General features: G+C 32.2%; 13 protein-coding genes, 1 tRNA gene and 2 pseudogenes. 10 read left to right on the top strand and 6 right to left on the bottom strand.

Annotated elements, in window-relative coordinates; all coding sequences use genetic code 11:
* Window positions 1-71: 71 nt before the first annotated feature.
* Window positions 72-599: pseudogene (locus KO493_RS16080) on the top strand (Gfo/Idh/MocA family protein); the annotation flags it as partial.
* Window positions 600-841: 242 nt separating this feature from the next.
* Here KO493_RS16080 and KO493_RS01100 read toward each other — a convergent pair.
* Window positions 842-1,693, bottom strand: a complete 852-nt coding sequence (locus KO493_RS01100) for a DUF2911 domain-containing protein (RefSeq protein WP_216066108.1) — start codon at window positions 1,691-1,693, stop codon at window positions 842-844.
* Between the two features lie 360 nt (window positions 1,694-2,053).
* Between KO493_RS01100 and KO493_RS01095 the strand changes: the two genes are divergently transcribed.
* On the top strand, window positions 2,054-2,269 hold the full coding sequence (locus KO493_RS01095; protein ID WP_216066107.1) for a hypothetical protein: 216 nt from the start codon (window positions 2,054-2,056) through the stop codon (window positions 2,267-2,269).
* A 285-nt stretch (window positions 2,270-2,554) separates the two neighbouring features.
* Here KO493_RS01095 and murA read toward each other — a convergent pair whose 3' ends face one another.
* From murA to KO493_RS01080, 3 genes are all read right to left on the bottom strand, one after another.
* Window positions 2,555-3,865 (bottom strand): UDP-N-acetylglucosamine 1-carboxyvinyltransferase, encoded by a 1,311-nt coding sequence (gene murA, locus KO493_RS01090; RefSeq protein WP_216066106.1) that lies wholly within the window; start codon window positions 3,863-3,865, stop codon window positions 2,555-2,557.
* Between the two features lie 6 nt (window positions 3,866-3,871).
* On the bottom strand, window positions 3,872-4,525 hold the full coding sequence (locus tag KO493_RS01085) for a DUF4290 domain-containing protein (RefSeq protein WP_216066105.1): 654 nt from the start codon (window positions 4,523-4,525) through the stop codon (window positions 3,872-3,874).
* A 66-nt stretch (window positions 4,526-4,591) separates the two neighbouring features.
* Window positions 4,592-4,885 carry a DUF493 family protein gene (locus KO493_RS01080; protein WP_216066104.1) on the bottom strand — a complete coding sequence of 98 codons (294 nt, stop codon included), beginning with the start codon at window positions 4,883-4,885 and terminating at the stop codon, window positions 4,592-4,594.
* Between the two features lie 179 nt (window positions 4,886-5,064).
* On the opposite strand from KO493_RS01080, the gene KO493_RS01075 reads away from it, so the two are divergent.
* From KO493_RS01075 to KO493_RS01055, 5 genes are all read left to right on the top strand, one after another.
* On the top strand, window positions 5,065-5,604 hold the full coding sequence (locus KO493_RS01075; protein WP_216066103.1) for an AAA family ATPase: 540 nt from the start codon (window positions 5,065-5,067) through the stop codon (window positions 5,602-5,604).
* Between the two features lies 1 nt (window position 5,605).
* Window positions 5,606-7,510, top strand: a complete 1,905-nt coding sequence (locus tag KO493_RS01070) for a RecQ family ATP-dependent DNA helicase (protein WP_216066102.1) — start codon at window positions 5,606-5,608, stop codon at window positions 7,508-7,510.
* 35 nt (window positions 7,511-7,545) lie between these two features.
* Window positions 7,546-8,493 (top strand): methionyl-tRNA formyltransferase, encoded by a 948-nt coding sequence (gene fmt / locus KO493_RS01065; RefSeq protein ID WP_216066101.1) that lies wholly within the window; start codon window positions 7,546-7,548, stop codon window positions 8,491-8,493.
* Window positions 8,494-8,683: 190 nt separating this feature from the next.
* The gene (locus KO493_RS01060; RefSeq protein WP_067147527.1) at window positions 8,684-8,956 is read left to right on the top strand and encodes an HU family DNA-binding protein; all 273 of its coding nucleotides are present in this window, start codon (window positions 8,684-8,686) and stop codon (window positions 8,954-8,956) included.
* A gap of 121 nt (window positions 8,957-9,077) precedes the next feature.
* Entirely contained in the window at window positions 9,078-9,638 is a 561-nt protein-coding gene (locus KO493_RS01055; RefSeq protein WP_216066100.1) for a YqgE/AlgH family protein, read from the top strand.
* Here the strand turns inward: KO493_RS01055 and KO493_RS01050 are convergent.
* Together KO493_RS01050 and KO493_RS01045 are read right to left on the bottom strand one after the other, a co-directional pair.
* Window positions 9,635-10,477: an aminotransferase class IV gene (locus KO493_RS01050; protein WP_216066099.1), complete on the bottom strand. Its 843-nt coding sequence runs from the start codon at window positions 10,475-10,477 to the stop codon at window positions 9,635-9,637. The two genes, KO493_RS01055 and KO493_RS01050, sit on opposite strands and share 4 nt — an antisense overlap.
* A gap of 67 nt (window positions 10,478-10,544) precedes the next feature.
* Window positions 10,545-10,937, bottom strand: a complete 393-nt coding sequence (locus KO493_RS01045) for an START-like domain-containing protein (RefSeq protein WP_216066098.1) — start codon at window positions 10,935-10,937, stop codon at window positions 10,545-10,547.
* Window positions 10,938-11,068: 131 nt separating this feature from the next.
* Between KO493_RS01045 and KO493_RS01040 the strand changes: the two genes are divergently transcribed.
* From KO493_RS01040 to KO493_RS01030, 3 genes and pseudogenes are all read left to right on the top strand, one after another.
* Window positions 11,069-11,142 (top strand) — tRNA-Met (locus KO493_RS01040).
* Window positions 11,143-11,581: 439 nt separating this feature from the next.
* Window positions 11,582-11,818 (top strand): transposase, encoded by a 237-nt coding sequence (locus KO493_RS01035; RefSeq protein ID WP_289846502.1) that lies wholly within the window; start codon window positions 11,582-11,584, stop codon window positions 11,816-11,818.
* A 34-nt stretch (window positions 11,819-11,852) separates the two neighbouring features.
* Window positions 11,853-12,041, top strand: a pseudogene (locus KO493_RS01030) (ATP-binding protein); the annotation flags it as partial.
* Between the last annotated feature and the right edge of the window lie 90 nt (window positions 12,042-12,131).

Here is a 12,131-nt window from a genome sequence, read left to right as displayed (position 1 = left end):
AAATATATTAGTTTTGAAATTTAAAATATCACTCCGAACTTATTAGGGGCTAAAATAACGGTAACTTACAGAAACTTGAAGCAGATTTCGGATTTTACAGAACTTTTGACGATACCTCACGGCTATATAATAAATCATTAGGCGGCGGCAGTTTATTAGATATTGGCATCTACCCTATTTTCGCAGCCTTATCATCTTTAGGTGTTCCAGATAACATAGCAGCAAAAGCAACCTATTTTGATAATGGCGCCGATTCATCTTGCGATATGACTTTTCAATATGATAGCGGTGCCACGGCGCATTTAAAAAGTTCTTTATTGGAAGACTTACCAACAGAAGCTACCTTTAAATTTGAAAATGCAATGGTTAAAATTAACGGCATGTTTCATCAACCTTCCACAGTTACAATCATTACTAAAAACCATAAAAAAACCTATAATTTTAATTACAAAAGCATAGGTTATAACTACGAAACTATACATTTTAATGAATTACTGCGTCAAGGTAAAACCGAAAGTGATATCATGACTTTTAATTTTAGTGAACAATTGATAAATACTCTTGATAAGGTTCGAGCGCTTATTAATTTAAATTATTAAATTTGTATATCCGTTTTGTAACCTAAACATTGTATTTACATCATTCCGAATTTATTTCGGAATCTCATAAAGCTGATAATTAATATATTGTTATGAGAACCTGAAACAAGTTCAGGTTGACGATAACAATTATGTCTCATTACAGATAATCAGTTTATTAAACTAATAATCTATAAATAACAAAAAAAACGCAACCCGAAAAGGTTGCGTTTTATGTTATATGCAGTACTTAAAAGTTAAGTTTACTCACCTAACCACTCATTTAAAGAATCTTGATTCATTTTCACGTAATCATCATTTCCAGCTATTTTAGCTAATTCTAACGATTTTCTTGCCGCCGCAATAGCACCTTTTGAATCGCCTGCTTTAGCATGAATTAAAGACTGTTTTCTTATGTAATAAAAAAGAGGTTTCTCTTTGGTCATTTCTACAGCTTTATCAATCCATTCCATAGCCTGCTTAGGATTTTTCCCTTCTTGTAGGTAATAAGACGCCGATGCATAGTAATCACTTGCCTTTGGGCTTCCTCCCAAAACATCATTGATACTAGCCAAAACAGCATTGTCTGTAGGAACCGTGAAAGGTATAGCGATATATGTTTTTTCCCAAATTAACTCAATTTGAGCCCCACCGTTAGTGATGCTATTAATATCTAAAGTAAATGTTTCAACATTGAAAGGTACTTCGTGTGCTTTTACAGATGTTACTGCAACCACTTTAGAGTCATCCCATTTTTTTGGTGTCCCCCAGTTTTCTGTGTCGGAATAAAAATAAACTTTCCAAAGACTTTCTCCTGGTTTTGCAAAAATTGCATAAGAACCTGCTTTTAATTTATAACCATCAATTACAGCATCTGTGCTGAATGTAACGGTTGTATTTTTGTTTGCTCCTGTTCTCCACAATTTATCATAGGGCACTAAGTCTCCAAAAATAGAACGGCCCTTTACTCCTGGTCTGGAATATTCAAGCGTAATATCTGTTAATCCTACTTTTTGCTCCAGTTTAGCTGCAGGACTTGGTTGTGGTGTGTTTACTTGAGCATGAACAGAAAGCACTGTAGCACAAGCCATAAAAAGTAATAGTATTTTTTTCATTTTAATTTATTTTGAATTAAATTATAGCTATAAAATTACGTATCCAAATGTCGTTTTTTGTTAACAAAACCATAAAATAACTTCCGTGACTTGAAGTGTCTTTCACCAATAGAAAATCTAAGTTTTCGCACATGCTAGAACGTTTAACCTAGAATTATAATTCTATTAGTAAAAACAATCTTTTAGAAGCCTAAAATTAGTATTAATGAAAAACAGGGAGCATTAGACGATAGAATACTAAAATTTACATAATAATTCACTATAAAAATCGAAAATATCATAGATTTTATTATATTGGCGAATTGTGACGATAAACTAACGTTACTTCCCTTAAAATTGATTAAAGATTAAACATACCGTATGGAGATTATAGACCGAGCTTTAGAATTCGAACAACGCAAGCACACGTTTAAAACAACTAGTGAACGCATAGAATCCTCTAGAGAAGTAAAAGAATTAATATTAAGCTTAAACAGCATCTATAAAGAAGAAAAAGATCCTGAGATCATGGATCTTATGAAACGCTTAACAGCTATAAAACAAAAAATTGAAAAAAGGTTAAAAGGTAGACCTTAACCTATTTTTAAGCCCTTGCTTTTACATTAAATTTTTATAAGCAGGGGCTTTTTTATGTCCGCTCCCTAAAAACACACCCCTAGTGTTCCCTTATTTTTATGATAAGGATTATTTTATTTTATTCTAACTAATCTGAATGGCTATTTTTTTTTATTAAGCCTAAAACAGTTTCAACTTATATTGACACAGTTTTATCGTATTTGAGTTACAGAATAAATTAAGCACAAAAAAAGACTTGTTTAAAAAAAACAAGCCTTTTTGTATATTATAATAAGTTACTTCTAATTAGTCAATACGCTCAATTTTTGCACCTATAGCACGTAAACGTTCATCAATATGTTCGTAACCTCGATCTATTTGTTCGATATTTTGAATAGATGATGTTCCTTTAGAAGAAAGCGCCGCTATTAATAAAGACACACCTGCACGAATATCTGGCGAGGTCATTGTTGTTGCTTTTAATGTCGATTTAAAATCATGACCTATAACGGTTGCTCTATGCGGATCACATAAAATAATTTTAGCGCCCATATCAATTAATTTATCTACGAAGAATAAACGACTTTCGAACATCTTTTGGTGAATTAAAACACTTCCTCTAGCTTGTGTTGCCACTACTAAAATGATACTTAGTAAATCTGGCGTAAATCCAGGCCATGGTGCATCAGAAATAGTTAAAATAGAACCATCTATAAAACTTTGAATTTCGTAACCATTAGTGTGTGCAGGGATATAAATATCGTCACCACGCTGTTCTACAGTAATTCCTAATTTTCTAAACGTTGCAGGAATCACCCCCAAATCATCCCAAGACACATTAGTGATCGTTAATTCGCTTTTAGTCATCGCAGCAAGACCAATCCAACTTCCAATTTCAATCATATCTGGAAGCATGGTATGTTCTGTTCCGCCAAGGCTATCTACACCATCAATAACTAATAAATTAGAACCTACTCCGCTAATTTTAGCCCCCATTCTATTCAGCATTTTACATAATTGCTGTAAATAAGGTTCGCAAGCTGCGTTGTAAATCGTTGTTTTTCCTTCAGCTAAAACAGCAGCCATTAAAATATTTGCTGTTCCTGTTACTGAAGCTTCTTCAAGAAGCATGTAAGCACCTTTTAGTTTTTCAGCTTCAACGCCGTAAAACTGCTCTTCTTTGCTGTATCTAAATTTTGCTCCTAAATTAATTAAGCCTTCAAAATGCGTATCTAAACGACGACGACCAATTTTATCACCTCCTGGCTTAGGTATAAAACCTTTACCGAAACGTGCTAATAACGGACCAACAATCATGATAGACCCGCGTAAACCACGTCCGTCAATTTTAAATTGATCAGATTCTAAATATTTTAAATTAATCTCATCGGCTTGAAAGGTGTAGGACCCCTTCCCTATTTCATTAACTTTCACACCTAAATGTGACAATAATGCCATTAATTTATTAACATCAATAATATTTGGAATATTATGTATTGTAACGACTTCTGGTGTTAATAATACAGCACACAGAATTTGTAAGGCTTCGTTCTTTGCACCTTGAGGTTGAATTTTCCCTTTTAATTGGTGACCGCCTTCAATTTTAAATGTTCCCATGAAATTTTAGTAGCGTTTTCTTTGTCGGTTATTAGAATTACTTTTTTTGTGATGTGTTTTCTTAGTATTATTATTTGAAAACTTTGTTTTTGAACGCATTAAGCTTGTAGAGTCTGATAAATCCTCCTCAGAATTTTTTAAGTTAATTTTCCCTCCCGAAAGTTCATATAAATGATCATAAATAACGGCATCTTCAACCGTATCTTTATTCCAGTTTAAGAAACACTTTTTCATATGATTTGCAATCGTATACGTTAAAGCTTCTTTTAGTTCACCATCTTCCCATGTGTTTGCTACATCGATCATGGTTTTAATATTGTTCCCATAAAAGCGATACTTCGGAAAATTTTGAGGATACCTTAAAGGCTCTGGACGTTCTTCATAAATTTCCTTGGTAGGAATTGGGTAAGGTGAATCGGCATCTAATTCAAAATTAGACATGATAAACATTTGATCCCAAAGCTTATGCTGAAAATCTGGAACGTCTCTTAAATGCGGTTGCATATTTCCCATGACGGCTATAATGCCTTTCGCAACTTTATTACGTTCTTCTTTAGATTCTAATGATTTCGCGTAATTAATCATCTTCTGCATATGTCTTCCGTACTCTGGAATGATTAAATGCTCACGCTCTGTGTTGTATTCTAAGGTATCTATCAAAATAATTGTGTAGAGTTATATTGTGTTGCATGAAGTGTTTCTGCATGCGCAAAATACAAAAAATATCTAAAGACTTATAACACCTTCAACATTTTCTGTGACTTCTTTATACTTGGCAATCACTGTTTCTGGGTTTTCCATCGTTACATTTATTGAAACACTCGTATATTTTCCGTTTTTAGATTCTTTTGTATTAATAACAGCACCCAAATTATTAAAAATATCTTCTATTTGAATAATTTTTGAGGGATCTGAATTTACTATAAATTTATATAAGTATTCCGATGGCCATTTAGCGGTATCGTATAACTGTTCTTTTAATTTCTTATAAAATTCTTCTGAATTTGGAGGTGTGCTCATAGTGTTTTTTTGTATTACAAATATACAATTTCATCTTTTTAATCCCATACAATTAAAGTGTTGATTTCTAGACTTAAAATGAAAACATCCGCTTCAGATAAATAATAAAATTAGCGACTTTAGTCTTTGATTTTTTTTATAGCTGTTAAATTCCGATTTTTACAAGAAATATTGCCGATTTGAACACAAAAAAGATTCTTATAACAGGTGGTCCCGGTACCGGAAAGTCAACTTTAATTAATGCGTTAATAAAAAGAGGATTTCCATGTATGGAAGAAATTTCACGTCAGGTTATCATTGAGGCTAAGAAAAAAGGCATCGACCAGCTTTTTCTAACCAATCCACTACTTTTTAGTGAAATGCTTTTAAAAGGCCGAGCACAGCAATTTAAAGACGCAGAAAACTTCGAGAATAAAACCATTTTTTTTGACAGAGGTGTTCACGATGTACTTGCCTACATGGATTTTATTGGAGACTCCTTCCCACAAGAATTTAAAGCGACCTGTAAAAACTTAATATACGACACTGTTTTTGTTTTAAAACCCTGGGAAGCCATTTACAAAAGTGATAGTGAGCGTTATGAAACTTTTGAACAAGCTCAAGACATACACAAACACCTTGTAAAAACCTATGAATCCTATCAATATCAATTAATTGATGTGCCCTTCGACACTGTTGAAAATCGTACAAACTTCATATTAAAAACCATCAATTTTTAATATGCAACATCCCATTAACATATTGGAACGTTATTGGAATTTCACAAGTTTCAGACCCGAACAAGAAGCCATTATAAATGCAGTTATTGAAGGCGAAGATACTTTTGTTTTATTACCCACAGGAGGAGGCAAATCTTTATGTTTTCAAATTCCAGCCTTAGCTAAAGACGGTATTTGTATTGTAATTTCTCCGTTAATTGCCTTAATGAAAGACCAAGTACAAGCCTTAAACGAAAAAGGCATTAAGGCCATGGCACTAACAAGCGGCATTAGTTATAGCCAATTGGACACCATGCTTGATAATTGCATTTATGGTAATTACAAGTTTTTATACTTGTCACCAGAACGCTTACAGCAGGAGCTGGTTCAAGATCGCATCAGACTTATGAATGTCAATTTAATTGCCGTTGATGAAGCGCATTGTATTTCGCAGTGGGGCAGCGATTTTAGACCAGCCTATAAAAACATTGAACTGTTAAGGCGTTTACGACCTTCAGCCAATGTGGTAGCACTAACAGCTTCGGCAAAACCAGAAGTAGTAAATGATATTATAAAGGAGTTAGATTTCATTCAGCCTAAAATATTTAAAACGTCTTTCTGGAGAAGCAATCTGGCTTACATGGTTTTTCATGAAAATGATAAACATTACAGGTTAGAAACCATTTTAAGGAAGAATCCGGCATCGTCAATTGTATACGTTAGAAATAGAAAAGCAACCATTGAAATAGCGTCTTTTTTAAAATCTAAAAACATAAATGCTACTTTTTATCATGGCGGACTCACAAACGATGAAAAAGATAAAAACATGACCGCCTGGTTACAAAACCAATGTCAAGTTATGGTGGCGACCAATGCCTTTGGTATGGGTATAGACAAGCCAGATGTTAAAACGGTTGTTCACTTAAATTTACCTGAAAGTATTGAAAGTTATTTCCAAGAAGCCGGTCGTGCCGGACGAAACGGCGATAAAGCTTTTGCGGTAATTTTGAAAAACAAAAGTGATGAAGAACTTGTTAAAAACCAGTTTTTAAGTGTTTTGCCAACGGTAGATTTAATTAAACAAGTATATAGAAAATTATGTAACTATTTTCAAGTTTCCTATGGCGAAGGTGAATACGAAACCTTCGATTTTGATTTTAATAGTTTTTGTAAAACGTACCAATTTCCATCTATTTTATGCTATAATGCCTTGCTTTTTTTAGATAGAAATAGTGTAATTACCCTGTCAAAACAATTTAAAAATAAGGTTACCGTTCAGTTTATTATTTCAAATCATGCCCTTTTTAATTATTTAGATACTCATGAAGATTACAATATTATAGTAAAATCAATTTTAAGAATGTATGGTGGCATTTTTGATAATCTTACAAAAGTAGATTTGAAAAAGGTTTCTAAAAAAGCATCTATTCCAGAACATCAATTAATACATACCTTACAGCAATTGGAAGGAGATGAGATTATTACACTTAATTTAGCTAAAACAGATGCTCAAGTAACTTTTATAGAACCACGTGAAGACGAAATAACTATCAATAGAATTGCACCCATAATAAAACAACAAAATAAACTGAAACAAAATCAAGTAAAAGCGATGCTTGATTATATTGAAAACGATTCCGTTTGTAAAAGTGTGCAACTCCTCTCCTATTTTGGCGAAAAAAATGTTGAAGACTGCAAAATATGTTCAGTATGCATTCAACAGAAAAAAAAGGAAGTACCACAGGACATCAATTCTGTAAAAAGAAATCTTATTGAAATTTTAGAATCGGGAGATTATTCTTCTAGAGACCTTTTAGAGCAAATAAATTGTTCTGAAAATGAATTAAAAACCGTTTTAAAGTTACTTTTAGAACATCAAATAATCACAATTACCTCAAAAAACACATATAAATTAAGTCATTTGTAAAATTGCAAACGACACTATAATAAAGCCATCAAAAGATGAAAGATTTAAGAATCGTATTTATGGGTACACCCGACTTTGCGGTAGACACCTTAAAAACGTTAGTAGAAAATAATAAAAACATTGTAGGTGTTATTACAGCACCTGATAAACCTGCAGGACGCGGCAGAAAACTAAATGAAAGTGCTGTAAAAAAGTATGCGGTTTCACAAAACTTAAACGTTTTACAGCCAACCAATTTAAAGGAAGAAGCTTTTTTAGTAGAATTGAAATCATTAAATGCTAATTTACAAATTGTTGTAGCCTTTAGAATGTTACCAAAATTGGTTTGGAAAATACCTGAATATGGTACTTTTAATTTACACGCTTCTTTATTACCAAATTATCGTGGAGCAGCTCCTATTAATTGGGCTATTATAAATGGTGAAACAAAAACAGGGGTTTCAACTTTCTTTATAGATGAAGAAATTGATACCGGAGACATGATTCTTCAAGAAGAAATTTCAATAGAGCCAAATGAGAACGCCGGGAGTCTTCATGACAAATTAATGACTATTGGAAGTCGTTTGGTGATAAAAACTGTAGAATCAATTGAACAAAACAACGTAAAGACTATTCCGCAGAAAGATTCTTCAAATATTAAGACGGCTTACAAACTAAATAAAGACAATTGTAAAATAAACTGGGAAGCCCCTATGGATAATATTTTTAATCACATTCGTGGATTGAGTCCGTATCCCGCAGCTTGGACTACTTTAATTAATGGGGAAGATAAATTAGATGTTAAAATTTATGCTTCAGAAAAAGAATTGGTAGACCATAATAATGTTTTAGGCACACTCATTACATCAAAAAAAGAGTTAAAAGTAGCAGTCACAGGAGGTTATCTTATTTTGAAAGAAATTAAGCTCCCAGGGAAACGTTCAATGGATATAAAATCACTTTTAAATGGATACAGTTTTAGTGAAAACGCAAAAATGCTGTAAACCCTTATAACCATTGATATTACTAAATATCCGATAAAGCGCATCGCCTTTATTAACAAATGACTGAAGTTATTAACAAAACCATGTATTTCCCTTGCTATTACTTGCATGATTGCATAATCCGTATAAATTTGTAAAGGATTTAAACAAAATTGTAATCCAACTTTATTAATAAATTAAATTATACATTATGAACAAAACAGATTTAATCGACGCAATGGCAGAACACGCAGGAATTACTAAAGCAGCTGCAAAAAAAGCTTTAGAATGTGCGTTAACTGAAATTGAAGGAGCTTTAAAAAAAGGAAATAGAGTTTCTTTAGTAGGATTCGGATCTTGGTCAGTTTCTAATAGAGCTGCAAGAGACGGAAGAAACCCTCAAACAGGAGAAACTATCAAAATTGCAGCTAAAAACATTGTAAAGTTTAAAGCTGGTTCTGATTTATCAAACGCAGTAAACTAATCATTTACTTCTTTATATTTAGAAAAAGTCTCCTTTTTGGAGGCTTTTTTTTTATATTTTAACAAAATAGTTGCATTTACCATAAATTAATATTAGTTTTAATTACTAAATTCCTCGATATATGGTGACAATAAAACCCAAAAAAGGAGATTTATTAATTGCAGAACCTGCAATTATTGGAGATGTTTCTTTTAACCGTTCTATAGTCTTATTAGCAGATCATTCTGAAGAAGGATCCATAGGCTTCATCCTTAACAAGCCCTTAGATTATACAATTAATGAGTTAATTCCAGAGGTGGAAGCAACTTTTAAAGTTTATAATGGTGGTCCTGTTGAACAAGATAACTTATATTTTATTCATAAAATTCCGCAGTTAATACCAAATAGTATTGAGATTTCTTTAGGTATTTATTGGGGTGGTGATTTTAATCGTGTTGCTGAACTGATTAAAACAAATACAATCAATGAAAATGATATTAGATTCTTTTTAGGCTATTCTGGCTGGGACACCAATCAATTGGATACTGAATTAAAATCGAACTCTTGGGTAGTTTCTGAAAACATTTACAAAAAAAACATCATAGAAAAAGACTATGAAACTTTTTGGAAAGAAAAAATGTTAGAGTTTGGTGGCGAATACAGCATTTGGTCGAACGCACCAGAAAACCCTAGTTACAATTAATTTAAACGAATTTTTACATTTAACTTTTGAAGTAAACTTTTAGACACCTCATTGGTAAATGACTTTTTTCGGTATTTACTCACTGGCTGAATACCTACCATGACATTGGTGATAAACATTTCATCTGCTTTTTGAAGTTCAAACGGTGAAATTGAATCTTCAACTAATTCATATTCTGGCACCGCTTTAATAAGCTCAATTAACTGAGTTCTCATCACCCCTTTTAAACAGCCGTCTGTTAATGGCGGTGTTTTAATCGTATTTCCTTTTACAAGAAACACATTACCATTTAGAGCCTCAACAACTTGTTTATTCGTATTTAATAAAAGACAATTATCTAAACTGTTTTCTTTAGCATAAATACTTCCTACAACATTTAAAGCCTTATTATTCGTTTTTAGCGTTGATAATAAGCTTGGCGATACATAATAATCTTTGAACAAATCTACTTCGTAAAACGCCTCTGAGATCGTATAAAAGCTTTCTGAAAGAGGATTCACAGCAATCACAAAACTGACGTTATTTGTTTTGGGTGCATATAAACCACCCTCATTTCTATGAACAGTAAATTTTACACGAGCAGACTCATTTTCTAAATCGTTAGCTTCCAAGGTTTTTTGAATTTCTCCTTCTAAAAATTCCATAGTAAAACTCATTGGAATTTCCATACGCATAATACGCATCGAGGCCATTAATCTAAAATAATGATCTTCCCAAAACAACAATTTCCCACTACTCGACTTTATAGTTTCAAAGAGCGCATCACCATAGGCATATCCTCTATTTTTGATTGATAAAAAAGCGTTTCCGTCTAAAAGTGTACCGTTAAAATTCGTCATAAAAAATCCCGCTTACACGATTTTTGTGTAAGCGGGACAAATATAATTTAAAATATGTTATTTGTAATTAAGCTGATCCTAATACTTGCTTTAAACTGGAAATTTGATTAGTCCAAAGCATTTTAGCTTCATCAACCTCATCGTCTTCAGCATAGTCTGTAATTATAAGAGAAACATCTTTGGTGATTTCATCAACCTGAATTTTAATTTCAAAGAAATACGATTGACCATCTTCTTCATCTTCTAACCATCTGAACTTCACACGCTCACCTGATCTTTTATTTAGTAATTTTGCTTTTTCTTCGCTGCCATCCCAAATAAAGGTAAATAACTCTCCACGAGAATTTACGTTGTCTGAAAACCATTCTGATAAACCAGAAGGTGTTGAAATATAAGTGTATAAAAGTTGAGGGGAAGCATGTATTGGAAATTCAATATCAAATCTAACTTTGTCGTCCATAAGTAATTTAGAAATTTATATCGCCAATATATACATTAATTGATAAGTGAGCCCATAAAATTTAATTTTATTTTTTTTCAGATCTGTTTGGTAACTCTAATAATGTTTCTATATTTGCACCCTCAAATTATGGCGAGGTAGCTCAGCTGGTTAGAGCGTCGGATTCATAACCCGGAGGTCGCGGGATCGTGCCCCGCTCTCGCTACAAGTAAACAAAGGAAAGTCAAGAAAAATAATTCTTGGCTTTTTTTTTGCTAAAACATAGCTAAAACAATTTGTAATTCTTTACAACAATATTTCAAAACGACACAAATCGCTTCATATTCTATTATTCCCTGATTATTTTATACAAATTCAGTATAACTTCAAAACTTGATAATTCGGGTGTTTTAAACTAAAAATTTCTAAACAAATCAACCTTCATTCATTTACTACCTCAAAATACAAAAAAAATAGTTTTTTTCCTACAAAACAATTTAAGGCACATTTATTGGTGTTAAATTCTTACAAACATGGGGACTCTATAAATTTAGTTTTTCTCTCCAATTTAAGTGCACTTAAACTTAGTCTCAATTATTTTAATCCATTTAAGTACATGAAATTAAATTTTCTATCAGATGAACTCATCATAAAATTAAAGGAACTTGAAAACGATTCCGCAGATATTATTAAAAGTAAGACAAGCAGCCTTTATAAGTTTTAATACCATTGCTAGAACAATGTCAATACACTATAAAAATATACTTAATTACTTCGATAACCGAAATACAAATGCTTCTGCAGAATCTTTCAATGCGAAAATTAAAGCTTTTAGAGCTCAGTTTAGGGGAGTCAGGAACGTGAATTTTTTCCTGTATAGATTAACTACAATTTTTGCTTAATCCTGAAATCCCACAACTTTTTGACTTGATCCCTTGCTCTTTAGGGTATAAGGTCATGTACTTTAATACCCATAAGTTATTTACAAAACTAAGAACCTCAAAAGCTGATGGTTCATATAGTAAAGAGATCAATAAAATTGAAAAACAAGATTTGTTGATCTTAGATGACTTTGGACTAAGAGCCCTGGACTCTATAAACAGAAACTATTTTATGGAAAAAATCTGCTGAAATAGAATTTACTTAACTTATTAAAGTTTATAAAGAATCACTAAGCCTTCTATAGTAAAAACAAAAAACCTCATAAATCTTAAG

Source organism: Pseudotamlana agarivorans, from assembly GCF_018860245.1.
GTDB classification, from domain to species: Bacteria; Bacteroidota; Bacteroidia; order Flavobacteriales; family Flavobacteriaceae; genus Pseudotamlana; species Pseudotamlana agarivorans_A.
This window is presented reverse-complemented; position numbering and strand designations above follow the sequence as displayed.